At 66.7% G+C, this 15,294-nt stretch carries 12 protein-coding genes; 7 read left to right on the top strand and 5 right to left on the bottom strand.

Annotated elements, in window-relative coordinates:
- The first annotated feature begins 32 nt into the window (after window positions 1-32).
- The 7 genes from gmd to ODR01_RS08410 all read left to right on the top strand — a co-directional run bounded on the left by gmd (window position 33) and on the right by ODR01_RS08410 (window position 8,586).
- Complete coding sequence (gene gmd / locus ODR01_RS08440; RefSeq protein WP_316977198.1) at window positions 33-1,190, top strand: GDP-mannose 4,6-dehydratase; 1,158 nt, start codon at window positions 33-35, stop codon at window positions 1,188-1,190.
- Window positions 1,153-2,061 carry a GDP-L-fucose synthase family protein gene (locus ODR01_RS08435; protein WP_316977197.1) on the top strand — a complete coding sequence of 303 codons (909 nt, stop codon included), beginning with the start codon at window positions 1,153-1,155 and terminating at the stop codon, window positions 2,059-2,061. The genes gmd and ODR01_RS08435 overlap by 38 nt, the downstream gene beginning before the upstream one ends.
- Complete coding sequence (locus tag ODR01_RS08430) at window positions 2,036-3,586, top strand: lipopolysaccharide biosynthesis protein (RefSeq protein WP_316977196.1); 1,551 nt, start codon at window positions 2,036-2,038, stop codon at window positions 3,584-3,586. Before ODR01_RS08435 ends, ODR01_RS08430 begins: the two co-directional genes overlap by 26 nt.
- Window positions 3,583-4,842 (top strand): polysaccharide pyruvyl transferase family protein, encoded by a 1,260-nt coding sequence (locus tag ODR01_RS08425; protein ID WP_316977195.1) that lies wholly within the window; start codon window positions 3,583-3,585, stop codon window positions 4,840-4,842. Before ODR01_RS08430 ends, ODR01_RS08425 begins: the two co-directional genes overlap by 4 nt.
- Complete coding sequence (locus tag ODR01_RS08420; protein WP_316977194.1) at window positions 4,839-6,191, top strand: glycosyltransferase; 1,353 nt, start codon at window positions 4,839-4,841, stop codon at window positions 6,189-6,191. The genes ODR01_RS08425 and ODR01_RS08420 overlap by 4 nt, the downstream gene beginning before the upstream one ends.
- Complete coding sequence (locus tag ODR01_RS08415) at window positions 6,184-7,338, top strand: glycosyltransferase family 4 protein (RefSeq protein WP_316977193.1); 1,155 nt, start codon at window positions 6,184-6,186, stop codon at window positions 7,336-7,338. Before ODR01_RS08420 ends, ODR01_RS08415 begins: the two co-directional genes overlap by 8 nt.
- An 87-nt stretch (window positions 7,339-7,425) precedes the next feature.
- Entirely contained in the window at window positions 7,426-8,586 is a 1,161-nt protein-coding gene (locus ODR01_RS08410) for a glycosyltransferase family 4 protein (protein ID WP_316977192.1), read from the top strand.
- Between the two features lie 9 nt (window positions 8,587-8,595).
- Here ODR01_RS08410 and ODR01_RS08405 read toward each other — a convergent pair whose 3' ends face one another.
- From ODR01_RS08405 to ODR01_RS08385, 5 genes are read right to left on the bottom strand one after another with little or no spacing between them, the layout of a single operon-like run.
- Window positions 8,596-9,870, bottom strand: coding sequence for a right-handed parallel beta-helix repeat-containing protein (locus tag ODR01_RS08405; RefSeq protein WP_316977191.1), 1,275 nt, complete (start codon window positions 9,868-9,870; stop codon window positions 8,596-8,598).
- Complete coding sequence (locus ODR01_RS08400) at window positions 9,867-11,120, bottom strand: glycosyltransferase family 4 protein (RefSeq protein ID WP_316977190.1); 1,254 nt, start codon at window positions 11,118-11,120, stop codon at window positions 9,867-9,869. The genes ODR01_RS08405 and ODR01_RS08400 overlap by 4 nt, the downstream gene beginning before the upstream one ends.
- Window positions 11,117-12,493, bottom strand: coding sequence for a hypothetical protein (locus ODR01_RS08395; protein WP_316977189.1), 1,377 nt, complete (start codon window positions 12,491-12,493; stop codon window positions 11,117-11,119). Before ODR01_RS08395 ends, ODR01_RS08400 begins: the two co-directional genes overlap by 4 nt.
- A complete protein-coding gene (locus ODR01_RS08390) occupies window positions 12,490-13,722 on the bottom strand; it encodes a glycosyltransferase family 4 protein (protein ID WP_316977188.1) in 1,233 nt (410 codons plus the stop codon). Before ODR01_RS08390 ends, ODR01_RS08395 begins: the two co-directional genes overlap by 4 nt.
- Window positions 13,712-15,217, bottom strand: coding sequence for an undecaprenyl-phosphate glucose phosphotransferase (locus tag ODR01_RS08385; protein WP_316977187.1), 1,506 nt, complete (start codon window positions 15,215-15,217; stop codon window positions 13,712-13,714). The genes ODR01_RS08390 and ODR01_RS08385 overlap by 11 nt, the downstream gene beginning before the upstream one ends.
- Window positions 15,218-15,294: the final 77 nt, after the last annotated feature.

Genomic DNA, 15,294 nt, shown 5'->3' with positions numbered 1-15,294 from the left:
AGTCGGTGGTTTAACAAGAGAAAGGCGGATCGATGTCCAAGAAGGTCGCATTGATTACCGGCGTCACCGGCCAGGATGGGGCCTACCTCGCCGAGTTGCTGCTCGGCAAAGGCTATGAGGTGCACGGCGTCAAGCGCCGCTCGTCGTCGTTCAATACCGGGCGGGTCGATCACATCTACCAGGACCCGCACGAACGCGGCGCCCGGTTCACCATGCATTACGGCGACATGACGGACGCCACCAACCTGGTGCGGCTGGTCCAGCAGGTCCAGCCCACCGAAATCTACAACCTGGCCGCCCAGAGCCACGTGCAGGTCAGCTTCGAGACCCCCGAGTACACCGGCAACGCCGATGCCCTGGGCCCGCTCCGCCTGCTGGAGACGATCCGCATCCTGGGGATGGGCGAACGCACCCGGTTCTATCAGGCGTCTACCTCGGAACTGTTCGGCAATTCGCCGGCGCCGCAAAGCGAGGTAACGCCGTTCCAGCCGCGCAGCCCCTATGCGGTGGCCAAGCTCTACGGATACTGGATCACCGTCAACTACCGCGAGGCCTACGGATTCCACGCCTCAAACGGCATCCTGTTCAACCACGAAAGCCCGCTGCGCGGCGAGACCTTCGTGACGCGCAAGATCACCCGCGCGGTGGCCGCCATCGATCTCGGGCTGCAGCAGCAGCTCCACCTCGGCAACCTCGATGCCGAGCGGGACTGGGGCCATGCGCGCGACTACGTCGAGGGCATGTGGCGGGTCCTTCAGCAGGACAAGCCGGACGACTATGTGCTGGCCACCGGCGAAAGCCACACCGTGCGCGAATTCGTCGAGCTTGCTTTCGGATGCGTCGACCGGCAGATCGAATGGCAGGGCCGGGGTGTCGAAGAGAAGGGCCTGTGCACGCAAACCGGCAAGGTCCTGGTGACGGTGGACCCCCGCTATTTCCGCCCGACCGAGGTCGACCGGCTGTTGGGCGACGCCCGCAAGGCGCATGCCCGCCTCGGCTGGCAGCACAAGACCCGTTTCCCCGATCTGGTCGCCGAAATGGTCGCGGCCGACCGATCGATGTTGATGCAAACAGCCAACCGGAGTGGTGTCGATGCCTGGTCCGATCTTCGAACTGCATGGCAAACGGGTGTGGGTAGCGGGACACCGGGGAATGGTGGGCTCGGCATTGGTGCGGCGGCTGGCGACTGAGGACTGCGAAATCCTTGTCTCGCCATCCGGCCAGGTCGACCTGCGCCGGCAGAAGGAAACCGAGGAGTGGATCGCGGCCGCGAAGCCCGATGTCGTGTTCATGGCGGCCGCCAAGGTGGGTGGCATCCTGGCCAACGATACGCGGCCGGGCGACTTCATTTACGACAACCTGGCGATTGCCACGAACGTCATCCACGGCAGCTATCGTGCCGGCGTCGCCAAGCTGGTCTTCCTGGGGTCGTCCTGCATCTATCCGCGCCTGGCGCCGCAGCCGATGGCCGAAGAGGCGCTGCTCACCGGCCCGCTCGAGCCGACCAACCAGTGGTACGCCCTGGCCAAGATCGCCGGAGTCCGCCTGTGCCAGGCCTACCGGCGGCAGTACGGCTGCGATTTCATCTCCGTCATGCCGACCAACCTCTATGGCTCGGGGGACAATTTCGACCTTTCCACCAGTCACGTCCTGGCCGCCCTGCTGCGCAAGATCCACGAGGCCAAGGCGGACGGGCGCGGCGAAGTGACGATATGGGGCACCGGCCAGCCGTACCGCGAATTCCTGTATGTCGACGATTGCGCCGACGGGCTGGTCTATCTGGCGAAACACTATTCGGACGATCCGCATATCAACCTGGGGACCGGCTCCGAAATCACCATTGGCGATCTCGCCGCGACCATCAGCCGGGTGATCGGATACACCGGACGTTTCGTCTTCGACACCAGCAAGCCGGATGGCACGCCGCGCAAGCTGCTCGATGTCTCGCGTCTCCACGCGTTGGGCTGGCGCCACGCGGTTTCCCTGGAGGACGGGCTGCACCGAAGCTATGCGTGGTTCCTCGATCATGTGGCCGATGAAACGCTCGCCGCCAGCGCCTGAGCCGCCGGACGGTTCGCCCAAGGCCGATCGCCACCTGGGCACCGACCATCTGCACCACGATCTCGTCGCGCGCTCGGTGCGTGGCGGGATGGTGACGATGGGGGCGCAGGGGGCGAAGGTCGCCATCCAATTCGTGGCCGTCGTCCTGCTGGCGCGGCTCCTGGCTCCGGCGGACTTCGGGGTGTTCGCCATGGTCGCCGCCTTCCTGGGCGCGCTCGAAATCCTCAAGGATCTGGGGCTGTCGACCGCGACCGTGCAGCGCCCGCAGATCACGTCGCGCCAGGTGAGCACCCTGTTCTGGCTGAACGCCGGGCTGGGCGTCACCGTGGCGCTGGGATTGGCGGCCTGTGCGCCCCTGCTGGCATGGCTTTATAGGGAACCCATCCTGCTCGACATCGTTCCGATCGTCGCCGTGGCGTTCGCCTTCAACGGGTTCGGCACCCAGCACCTGGCTCTGCTGCGCCGTCAGATGCGCTTTTCGTTGATCGCGCTGGTGCAGGTCAGCGGCGAGATGGTCGCCCTCGTCGCCGCGGTCACCGCCGCCTTGGCGGGGATGGGGCTGTGGTCGCTGGTGATCCAGCGCCTCGCCTGGGCCTTTTTCACCACGCTGATGGCGTGGATCGCCTGCGACTGGCGCCCGGGCCGGCCGGGAAGCCTTTCCGACGTCAAGGGAATGATCGCCTTCGGCGGCAACGCTACGGCCTCCATGGTCGTCAGCTTCCTGGCCAGCAGTCTCGACAAGGTGCTGATCGGCTGGTGGTGGGGGGCGGCGTCGCTTGGCTTCTACGAGCGGGCGCAGAAGCTGCTGCAGTTGCCGATCCAGAACCTCAACACCCCGCTGGCGACCGTCGCCTTGCCGGCGCTGAGCCGGCTGGCCGACCAGCCGGCGCGCTATCGGGACGCCTATCTGGCGGCGGCCGAGCGGCTGACCATGCTGATCGCCCCCATCGGGGGGCTGTTCATCGCCGCCGGCGACCTCGTCGTCACGCTGCTCCTGGGCTCGCAATGGACGGAATCGGCCGCCGTCCTGAAATGGATGGGAGTGTCGGCGATCTACATGCCGATCACCTATAGCCTGAGCTGGCTCTACATGAGCCAGGACCGCACGTCCGAGATGTTGCGCGCCGGATTTGTCAATGCCAGTCTGTCGGTGGTGGCGCTTCTCGCCGGCCTGCAGTTCGGGGCGGCCGGCGTCGCCGCGGCCTATGCGATCAGCGGCATCACCCTTCGTGCGCCGCTGCTGTTGTGGCTGGCCGGCCGTCGCGGGCCAGTGCGGACGCGCGATCTCGTCCGCGTCCTGCTGCTGCCGCTGTGCGCGGTGGTGGCGGTGGCGGGGGTCGGCATTGCGGTGCGGTCGTGGTCGGCGCTGGCCGCCCTGCCGATTCCGGCGGAGGCCGCCGTTCTGGTGACGGCGATGGGCACCGCGGCGCTTCTCGTCTACGCCGCGTTTCCCCGCGGGCGGCAGGTCTTTCGCGACACCGCACGGCAGATACGGACCATCGTCAGGGGAGAGGCCAGGGCGTGAAAATAGCCATCACCAATACGGCGGCACTGAACACCGGGGACGCCGCCATTCTTTTCGCGACGGTCGACATCCTGCGCCAGATGACGGGGTCGCGCCTCGACGTCGCGGTGTTCGATCAGCAGGCCTCGGCGGCCCGCCGCTATTATTCGGACTTCGACTTCCATCCCGGCCTGTTCGACCAGGTCGTGGCGTGGACCGGCGCCCGATGGACCAAGGCGGGCATCCTCGTCCTGCTGGCGGCGGCGGCGGCTTGGCGCACGCCCTTGCGACGGTTTTGCGCGTGGCTGCTGCCGCCCTCGCTCGGCGCCAGCCTGGAGCGCTTCGCCGCTGCCGATCTGGTGGTTTCGGCCGGCGGCACCTATCTGGTGCCCCATTACCGCGTTTTTCCCAAGATTCTCGACCTTCTGGTCGCCCTGGCGCTCCGGCGCCCGTTCGTCCTCTTCACCCAGAGCCTTGGGCCCTTTCCGTCCCAGCGCCGAAGCTGGCTGTTGCGCTACGTGCTGCGGCAGGCCCGCGTCATCCTGGTGCGCGATGATCGCTCGCGGCGCCATCTGATGGACTTCGGGGTGCCGGTGGGGCGCATCGCCCAATGTGCCGACGCCGTGTTCGCGATGGCCCCGTTGCAGCCGCCGGGGCTGGCCGCCGGGACCCGTCGGGACGGCACGCTGCGCGTCGCCATCTCGGTGCGCGATTGGCCCCACTTCAGCACCGGAACGGCCGAGGGCATGGCGGCCTATTATGCCGCCGTCGCCGCCCTGGTGCGCCGGCTGGTCGAGGGGCATGGGGCGGAGGTGACGTTCCTGTCGACCTGCCAGGGTGCCCTCGAATACTGGACCGACGATTCGCGGGTGGCGGAAACGGTGGTGGCACTGCTTCCCGCCGACGTCCGCCGGCACGTGCGGGTGGATGGCGATTTCCACACGCCGCAGGCGCTGCTGGCGCTTTACGGGGGTTTCGATCTTGTCGTCGCCACCCGCATGCATGCGGCCATTCTGGCGTTGTGCGCCGGCGTTCCGGTCCTGCCGGTCGCCTACGAGTTCAAGACCGTCGAGTTGTTCACGGCGCTGGGGCTGGGCGACTACGTGCAATCCATCGAATCGCTGACCGGCGAGCAGCTTTGCCGGGCGGCCGACCGCATGCTGACGGACCGCTCGGCGCTGCGCGCCGCCCTGCCGGCGCGGGTGGCCCGGGCGCGGTGCTCGGCCTTCGCCGCCGGTGGTTACGTCACCTGCGCCCTGGCCAAGGGCATGCCATGACCCGGCGGCTGCGCATCGCCATCTTCGTGCACGAGTTTCCTGCCTTGAGCGAGACGTTCGTTCTCAATCAGGTCACCGGGCTGATGGACCTTGGCCACGAGGTGACCGTCCTGGCCGTCGGCCCCCGCCCGGAATCCCGCGTTCACGCCGATGTCGAGCGGTACGGCCTTCGCGAGCGCGTCCTCTATCCCGCCCTTCCGGTCTCCCGTCTCGGGCGGATCGCGCGGGCCGCCTGGCTGTTCCTGCGTCATGGCTGGCGGCACGGGCGGGTTCTGCTGCGCTGTCTCGATGCCCGCCGCTATGGACGGGACGCCACCTCGCTGCGCCTGTTTTTCTGGGCGGTCCGGCTGGCCGGCGAGGCCCCGTTCGACGTCATCCATTGCCATTTCGGCCCGGTCGGCCAGTTGGCCGCCAAACTGCGCGACGCCGGGGCCCTGGCCGGTCGCCTGGTCACGGTGTTTCACGGGGTCGACGTCAGCGCCTATGTGCGCGACCGGCCCGACTATTACCGCTTTCTGTTCGCCAGAGGAGAGCTGTTTCTCCCGATTTCCCGGATCTGGGGCCAAAAGCTGGTCGAACTCGGCTGCGATGCCGGGCGCATCCGGGTCCACCGCATGGGCATCGACGTCAGACGGTATCCCTTCCGGCCCCGCCACTACCGGTCCGAGCGGCCGTTGCGGGTGGTGACGGTGGGCCGCATGGTCGAGAAGAAGGGGATCGAGTACGCCCTCAGGGCGTTGGCCGAGGTGGCGCGTCAGGGCATTGCCGTCGAATACGACGTGGTGGGTAACGGTCCGCTGCGCGGCGATCTCGAACGGCTGGCCGGGACGTTGGGCCTCGCCCCTTCGGTTCGCTTCCACGGGTGGCAGGAGCAGGCGGCGGTTTCGGCGCTGATGAACGAGGGCGACGTCCTGCTGGCGCCCAGCGTCACCGCCGCCGACGGCGACCAGGAAGGCATCCCGGTGACGCTGATGGAGGCGATGGCGACCGGCATGCTGGTGGTCTCGACCTATCACAGCGGCATTCCCGAACTGGTCGAACATGAACGCTCGGGGCTTCTCGTCCCCGAGCGGGATGTCGGCGCGCTGGCCGGCGCACTGGTTCGCCTGACCCGCTCCCCCGACGACTGGCCATCCATGAGCCAGGCGGCGCGCCGCCGCGTGGTGGCCGATTTCGAGATAAGCCGCCTGAATGCCGCCCTTGTCGATCATTTCGAGGCGTTGCTGGGGACATCCCGGGCGCCGAGGCCGGTCCATGCCGGTCACAAATTGATCACCGGCGGCGTTTTGCTACCTCAGGTATTGGATAAGCAGGGCAGAACAAGAACGAGGGGCCGCGCAAATGGCTAGCGCAGCGTCGGTTCTGGGGATCACCAGTATCTTTGGGCAACCGCGCGATCCGCGGACGTGGTCCAGCGCGCCGGCCAACGTGGCCACGGCCCTGGAGGGGCAGGGCCTCGAGATCGTCGGCATCGACGTCTCGATGGGCCGTCTTCATTACACCGTCTTTGCGGGGGCTCACCTGCTCACCGGCCTCGGACGGTTCCGCTACAGCGAAGCCATCGCCAGGGGGCCGTCCATGCGGCGCTACCGGGCGCGAAAACTGGCGCGCGAATTGCGCCGGCTGGGCATCGAGCGGGTTCTTCACACCGGAACCCTCGACATGGCGCCGGTCCCCGACGACACCGGCGTGACGCACTACCTGTTTTGCGATCACACGTGGCACCTGTCGTTGCAGTACCGGCCCGATGCCGCGGACTACAGCGCCAAGGCGATCCGCGAGTTCGACGACCTGGAGTGCGCGGCCTATCAGGCATGCCATCACGTGTTCACCTTCGGCGAATACGTCCGCCAGGACCTGATCTCGCATTACGGAATGGCGGAGTACCGCGTGAGCGCCGTGGGATCGGGCATGGGGCGCGTGAAGCCTTACGCCGGCGCCAAGGACTACGCCGGCGGCCGCCTTTTGTTCATCGCCAAGCACCTGTTTACGGAAAAGGGCGGCGATCTGCTGATCGAGGCCTTCCGGCTTGCCGTCAGAGAGCGGCCGGACCTCACGCTGATCATCGTCGGCAATGAAAAGGCCGTGCGGAAGGCGGCGGGGTGCCCGAACGTCGAGGTGCGGCCGTTCGTGCCATGGGAAGAGCTGGAATCCCTTCTGCAGCAGGCCGCGATCCTGGTCCAGCCGATGCTGAACGACCCCTGGGGGCAGGTCTACCTGGAGGCCCTGGCCTCCCGGACGCCGGTCATCGGCCTTCGGCGGAACGGCCTGCCCGAGATCACCCAAGACGGGCGCTTCGGCTTCCTGGTCGACAAGGCCACGCCGCACGCCCTGGCGGAAGCCATCGTCGAGGCCGCGTCGCGGCCCGAGAGACTGGCCGAAATGGGGACCGCCGGACAACAGCACGTATTGAGGAATTATTCGTGGGATATCGTCGGACAGCGGATGTTCGACGTCATCGAAGGCTGGAACGCGACGCCCCGCAAGGCGGCTTGAAGCAGGCGGTATACCGCGGCTCGTCGTTTACTTGGGTGTGGCAGCACGACGAACGACCTCGTCCACTTGCCGAAAGGAGACCGAGCCATGCGCCTCGCCTTCGTCGACATCTATGATGCCAACTCGGTCCGCACCTGGTCGGGCACCCCGTACCACATGTATCGAAGTCTGGTCGAAAGCGGCGAACCGGTTGAACCGATATTTCCCCTATCCAGGCGGTTTCCTGCAAGCGCCATCGCCAAGAAGCTTTTCTTCAAGGCCACGACCAAGACCTATCTGGTGGATAACGAACCGGTCATGCTTCGGCGATATGCGGCGGAAGTTTCGCGCCGGCTGAATGGCTCCCGCGCCAGTGTCATCCTTTCACGGAGCAGTATCCCGGTTTCTTTTCTCGACAGCGACAAGCCGTTTGCCTTTTGGACCGACGCGACCTTCGCCGGCATGGTCGGCTTCTACGACGAGTATTCTCGGTTGGCGCCTTCGAGCGTCGCCAACGGACACCGCTACGAAAAGGCGGCCCTGGAACGCTGTGCCGTGGCTTTATATTCGAATGACTGGGCGGCAAGAAGCGCCATTGAGAACTACGGAGTATCACCCGAAAAGGTGGCGGTTATACCCTACGGCGCCAACGTCGACCATTCGCTGACGCAGGCCGACGTTCACGAGGCGGTAAAGGCGCGGCCGACCGATCGCATCAACCTGATCTTCATCGGGGTGGATTGGCATCGAAAAGGGGGCAGTATTGCCCTGGAGGCCGTCAACCAATTAAATGAATCGGGCGTCAACGCGAAGCTGACCATCATCGGGCCTAAAATCCCGGAGGGAACGATTCTTCCGGAATCCGTCGAGTACATTCCCTTTCTCGACAAATCGGTGCCCGAGCAGAGGCGCTGCTTCGAAGAAAAGCTTCTTCAATCGCATTTCATGATCCTGCCGACGCGCGCCGAGTGCGCGGCCGAGGTCTTTTCCGAAGCGTTCTCCTATGGCGTTCCGGCCGTTGCCCCCGATGTTGGCGGCGTCTCGACACTGGTGAGCGAGCGCAGCGGCGTCCTGTTGTCCGCGAATGCGACGGCTGACGACTATGCCAACGCAATCGTCGCCTTGTCGGAAAAACCATCGGATTACATGGCGCTCGCCTTGTCGGCGTTCGACGAATACCATCAGCGGCTGAATTGGACCGTCGCCACGAAAGCCGTTATTTCCCGGCTTCGCGAAGTGTCGGACGCTTCACTGCAGACCGCAGCCTAGACCTGCCGGCTAACTGCTCGCCCCCACGATCGATCCGTCGTCGTCGCGCCGCGGGGCGCCCCGCTTGATGCGGAGTTGCCCTTTGCCGTCGACCCACAGGCAGTGATCCCCCAGCCAGGCGAGGCCGGAGCTGTCCCACTGCGAGCCGAAATGGGCGCTTCCGCCGACCGCTCCGAACTCAAGCGCCGAGAGCTTGCCCTGGCGGTCGACGCCGCCGTAGCAGCCGACGAGCGTGACGGAGGCCTCGGACTTGCCGTGCAGGGTGGCCAGGCGCGCCTGGTCGGCGTCGCCATCGCCTTCCCCGGTGCAACCGATCATGACCAGACGGTTGGTCACGAAAGCGCGGATCAGGTGCGTCTGGCGGTAGATCGAATAGCCGGTGCAGCCGATCAGCGTGCCGAACACCATCAGGTCGATGCCGGCGCCTCCACTCGCGAAATTCTTGGCATGCATGTGATTGTTCTCGAATCCGCAATTCGAGAGCAGCGTGCACCCTGATCTTGCCGACAGCCCATAGTATTTGTTCAGCAGGAAATAGCAGCCGTGGAAGCTGACGTCCTGGGCCCCGTTGACCATTTTGACGCCGTTGACGCCGTTGCCGCCGAAGACGCAGCCGAAGCAGTGGACGGCCGACAGGACCGTGTTCTGCTCGCCGTGGCTGAAGGTGGCGCCGTTTCCCTTGTTGTCGCGGAAATAGCTGTTGAAGATCTGCCCCTCGAAGATGTTGCCGGTGAGGTTGCAGCCATCCCCGCCGCATCCTTCGACGATGAGGTCGCGCAGGCAGAAATTATAGAAATACGTCCCCCGGGTCTGGCACTCGATGTGAAGGCCATGGCCGTCCTGGCCGGAACCCTTGATCTGCAGGCCTTCGATCAGAAAATAGCGGATCACCGCCCGGCTTTCGATCTTGATCACCGGGGCGCCGCCGCGGATCTCCGAAATCAGCAGCGCACCCTGCGCCAGGATGCCGGCCCGCTGGGTGACGTTCCCTTCGGGGCTTGTCCCCGAGGTGACGCCGATGGTGCGGGTCACCCGGTAGCGTCCGGGCGGGATGACGACCAGCGCGGCCTGCCGCCCCGCCAACGCGGCCTCGAACACGCGCTGCAGGGCTTCGGTGTCGTCGGCGACGCCATTGCCGACGGCGCCGAAGTCGCGCGCCGACATCATGGTCGTCGCGACCGGTGTGGCGGAGGAGGCCATGCGGCCAGTTCCGGCGGCGGCCAGCACGGCGAGACCGGCGCCGCCGGCGAACAGGCCACGACGGTCGATGCCGTGGCCGCTCATGCCGCCCGTGCCAGAATCGAACTGTAGAGATCGTGGTAATGTCGCACGACGACGCTCATGTCGAAGTCCTCCTCGACGCGGCGGCGGGCCCGTCGGCCCAATTCCTCGGTGCGGCCCGGCGATTCCAGGCACCAGGCGATGCCGTGCGCCAGATCGGCCACCTCGAAGGGGCGGGCGAGATAGCCGTTTTCCCGGTGCGTCACGATATCCACCGGCCCGCCGCTGGCGAAGGCGACGACCGGCGTCCCGCAGGCCATGGCCTCGATCAGGGTCTTGCCGAAGGCCTCCTGCAGCGAGGGGACCACCATGACGTCGGCTGCGGCATACAACTGGGCCAGCCGCTCGTCGTCGTTGATGGGCCCGAGGAAACGAGTCTTCAGGCCGAGCGGAGGCGACAGGTTTGGCGCCAGATCGCCGAAGACGAGCATCTCGGCCCGGCTCGTCCAGCACGCCGCGGCCAGGATGTCGGCCGCCTCGACCAACTGGCCGAATCCCTTGCGTTCGTCGCTCAACGCCCCGACCGCGCCAAAAAGAATATAGCGCTTGTCCGGAGCCAGCCCCCAGGCGGCGCGTGCCTCGGCGGCCGGGATCGGCCAGAAACGCCGCGTGTCGACGCCGTTGGGGATCACCCGCGACGGCACGTCGGCAAAGAGGCGGCTGCGCTTGGCGCAATCGGCCAGCCAGTTGCTGATGGGAACCAGCCAGAGATTGAGATCGGCCCACGCCTTGCCTTTGTGGCGCAACATGACGCGGCTGAGGTCGTTCTCGCGGCTGGAGCCCAGTTGCGGACAGCGGCCGCATTCCGTCCGGTAGCCGGTGCAGCCCCCGGTGTAGTGGCATCCCCCGGTGAAGGCCCACATGTCCCGCAGGGTCCACACCAACGGGCCGGGAAGGCTGCTCAGCGCGCTGATCGGCATGAAGCCGCCTCCCATCCAATGCAGATGCACGAGGTCCGGCCGCAGGTCCGTGACAGACCGGCCCAGCCCGCGCGGCACCCAGCCGACCGTCCAGAACGACTCGTCGGTCTTGCGATAGCCGCGCAGCGGCAACTGGTCGAGGGAGTCGCGGACCCGCTCGCGTACGCGGGCCGTGACGCCGTTCAGGGGGATGACCCGTTCGTCGTCGCTGTACTTGCGCCCGACCAGCATCAGCGAGTCGACACCCGCCTCGCACAACGCCTGGTGAAGCCAGTAGGAGCCCCGAGCGGCGCCGCCCCGGGTGTCGCTCGTGCTGATATGCAAAATTCTCATTGTGCCGCCATGATCAGCCGTCGCCGCGCCTCGCGGACAGGTTGCGGGAAGAAGCGCGGCGATCGTGGGATGCGGCCGGCGTCGGCGGCCCTGGCTTCGCGTTCGTAGATGACGGAAACCGTGCACGCCAGCAGCAGCACGATCCAGGTGCGCGGATCGACGTAGCCGCCGGATGACTGGCCGAAGACGACCCATACCGCCCAGCAGAACAGAAGCGACGGCGCCCCCAGCGACCGCAGGAAACCGCTGAGCGCGATCATCACGAGGGTGCCCCAGAACAGCCCAAGGAAGATCCAGTGCAGCCAGAAGTAGTTGGTGATGGATTCCGCCGCGCTGCCGAATTTGTAGTTGCTGGCCAGGGCGGGGGCGTTGGCGTAGATGTGCTGGACCGTCGGTTCGATGAACTCCCAGCCGGTCAGGCCGGCGCCGCCCAGCGGGTGGTCGGAGACCACGCTGATGGCGGTCAGCAGGGGGGCGATGATGCGCGAGAAGAAGCTGATATCGTGCCCGCTGAGAATGGTGCTGATGCGCTCGTGGTACAGGATTTCCCCGGCGAGAACGGCGGCGGCCGAGAGGACGGCGGCGACGGCCACCGCGCTGGCCGCCGCGGGGATGTTGTAGCGCACCGCCCAGGGGGGGCCGCGCCGGGCGGCGAGCAGCACCTCGTAGAACGGAATGGCGGCGATGCCGAGGAAGAGCGAGGGCCCGCGCATCAGCACGTAGCCCGCCGCCAGCAGGCCGAGGTAGACGAACATCTTCAGCCGGGCCTTGGCCAGCACGTACCAGGCGAAGGCGAAAAGCGTGTAGGCGAAGGTCACGGCCGAAGGCTCGGAGGTGAAAAGCTTGGGGCGGATGCGGCCATAGAACAACTGGTCGCGCACGTCGGCGACATAGACGCCTTGCGCGAACACCTGGGCGCGGAAGGCGTCGCTCAGATTCCTGAAGGCTGTCGTGAAATTCTCGAGCGCGCAGCCGACCAGCACGAGCAGGCAGAACCAAAGGAACACGCGCGACAGCCGCTGGCGGTCGTAGCGCGTGGCCGCGAGGAAGAAGGCGTAGGCGATGGTCAGCGAATAGCTGAGCTGGATGAAGCCTTTGAAGCGTTCGCCCAGATAGGCGTAATTCGGCGCCGTCAGTGCCGACAACAGGAAAATCACCAGCGCGACCGTGAGCGCGACGATATGGCGTTCGGCGATGCGGCCGGCATTCTTGAGCAGAAGCAATCCGCCGGCGGCCCCCGCCACGATGCCCGGAATGGGAATGCCGCCTGGCAGGCGCGCGTCGATGCCGAGATAGATGCCGAGCAAAAACAAGACGACCAGCAGGTGGTCGATCATGGACGGGCGCGGCGCGGAATACCAGGTTGGCTTCATGGGGATGCCGTATATGCCAGAAGCCGCTCGCCACGCTTGCGCCACTCGAATTGATCGGCGCACGCCGCATAGGCCCGGTCCTGAATGCTGTTGAGGAGGGGCAGGTCGTCGATGGCCGCCACCACGCCGCGAGCGAGGGCCTCCAGGCTTGGGAAGTCGAGGAGGGATTCGGGCGCACGCAGCGGCACGCCGGTAACCGAACCGGCGATGGCGGCGATCGGCAGCCGGTTGAAGACGTAGTCCAGGACCTTCAGCTTGAAGCCGCCGCCGGTGAGTTCGGGAACCACTGCGATGCGGGCCTCGGCCAGATGGGGTTCGATCGTCGGCACGGCGCCGACGAAGCGGGCCGCCGTGTACCGCCGGCGCAGATGATCGATGAAGGCGGGATCGCCGTTTCCGACGATGTGCAGTTCGGTTCCGCTTGCCGCGAACAGGGGATCGGCGACGGCCAGGAACCGCTCCAGGTTCATGCGCTTGGCCAGCCAGTCGAAGCTGCCAACGACGATGGCCCGCCGGGGATGGTCGGCTGTGATCAGCCGCCTGGGAATGCGCTGCCCGGCATATCCCGGGGGCAGCACGATGACGCGCTTGTCCGGGCGCCGCTCGATGAACCGCTCGGCGTCGTCGGGCGTTATGGCCGTGACCAGGTCGGCGCGGTCGACCATGCGCCGCTCCAGCCGCCGGACCTTGGCCGAGTCGAGACGCAGGGCGGCCTTCATGACGGGGTTCCCCCGATAGTCGGTGGCGACCCTGGTCCGGGTGCTTTCCTCGTGATTGTGGGCAACGTAGGCGACGTGCGGCGGATGGCCGCCGGGCCCGCGCAGGTTCGCCAGCAGGGGCAGCGCCCAGCCCGCCCACAGCCCGTCCAGGACCACGGCGTCCCATACCCGCTCGGCCGCCGCCCGCCGAAGGGCCTGGCGCATGGGGGCGGAATCGGCCCGGTAGGCCAGATTGGGCAGGGGCGAAAACAAACTGGCCCACCCGGGCCGCGAGGCGCGGGGGGCCGGCCACCATGAGACCCGCCCTTCCACCGTGCCGTGTCGTCTTCGCGATCCCTCGCTGACATAGCACAGCACGTCGACAGCGGCCCCGGCGTTGGCCAGCGCATCGATCAGGCGGCCCGAATAGATGCGCTGGCCGTCATGTTCCGGCTGCGGGTCGGTCCATGTGAGCCATAAACAGTGCACGGTCTTCCCGTTGCCGGGCGCGGTCCGCAGGTCAGTAGGCATTATGGCCGATCAGCCCCTTGAAAGGTGTCAGCAGGATGATCTTGAAGTCCAGCCACAGGGACCAGTTCTCGATGTAGTACAGGTCGTGCTCGACGCGCTTCTGGATCTGGCGCACGGTATCGGTCGGCCCCCGCCAGCCGTTGATCTGGGCCCAGCCGGTGATCCCCGGCTTGACCCGGTGCCGCGCCCGGTACTGCGAGACGGCGTCCTGATAGAGCAGCCCCGCGGCCTTGGCGGAAACGGCATGCGGCCGGGGACCGACGATCGACATCTCGCCGCGCAGCACGTTGAGGAACTGCGGCAGCTCATCCAGGCTCCACCGCCTGAGCAGCCGGCCGATCGGCGTGACGCGCGGATCGTCGCGCTGGGTCAACTGGTCGCCGCGCAGGTCCTGGCGCTCGTGGTACATGGTGCGGAACTTGAAGACCTCGATCAGCTGGTTGTTGTAGCCGTACCGCTTCTGGCGGAAGAGGACCGGCCCCGGGCTGTCGAGCCGGATCAGGCCGGCGATCACCAGCAGCAGCGGCGCGATCATCAGCAGGATGAAGGACGCCAGCAGGCGGTCCTCGATCTCCTTGGCGGCATACCGCCAATCGGCGAACGGCCGGTTCGCCACGTTGAACATGGGAATGTTGGCGTAGTGCGAAATGCCCCCCTGCATAAGGCGCAGGGCGGCCGGTCCGGGGCAGAGCCGGATGTCGACCGGCGTCTCGGCCAGTTGAAGGAGGATGCGTTGCAGGCGCCGCTCGGAAAACTTCGGCAACGCGATGACCACGGTATCGATGGTCCCGCGGCGGACGCGGGCGAGCAGATCCACCAGGTTGCCGCCACGGCGGGCGGGCACCCGGCTGGAGGGCGACGCCGGCCGGTTTTCGTCGGAGAAAACACCGGCGACCAGGATGCCGTCCGCCGGGTTGGCGGAGAAATGCTCGGCCAGACGGGTGGCTAGCGGCCCGGCTCCGACGATGGCGACGGTCCGCCGCAGTTTCCCCTGGGCGGTCCAGCGCGCGGCCTGGACGAAGAACAGCCAGCGCAGGCCGACCAGGGTGACCAGCGAGATCCCGAACCAGGACAGCGCCCACAGCCGCGAATAGTCTTCCGAGGTCTTGGTCAGGAAGCCGATGGCCACCAGGGCCGCGGCGACGGCCAGCCAGCAGGCCGCGGTCCGGCGGATGGCCCCTCCCGGCTGTTTCAGGATGTCGGGCCGGTAGAGGCCCGTCAGATAGAAAAGGTTGACCGCCAGCAGGGTGCCGAAGGCGGTGATCAGCCCATACTCCGTCCACAGCGAATACGGATCGCCGACCAGCCAAAGGGCATAGGCCACGGCCGCACTTGTCGCGAGCGCCAGGAGGTCCAGCGGCAGCATGAGGCTGCAAATCATCGCCAGCGAATAGGGTCGGGACGGATGAACGATCTGTCCGCCCGGTTGGCGATCGCTGCCACTGCGGCGACCGAATCGATACAGGCGCGACAACAGCAAACCGTTCTGGGCCATAGGGTGCTCCTCATCGGACGACGGAGGGAGGAGTTCGATTTTGCGAGATTTTCGCAGGTATGGCCTGTGACCAAGCC

Origin of the sequence: Shumkonia mesophila (assembly GCF_026163695.1) — a bacterium.
GTDB classification, from domain to species: domain Bacteria; phylum Pseudomonadota; class Alphaproteobacteria; order Rhodospirillales; family Shumkoniaceae; genus Shumkonia; species Shumkonia mesophila.
This window is presented reverse-complemented; position numbering and strand designations above follow the sequence as displayed.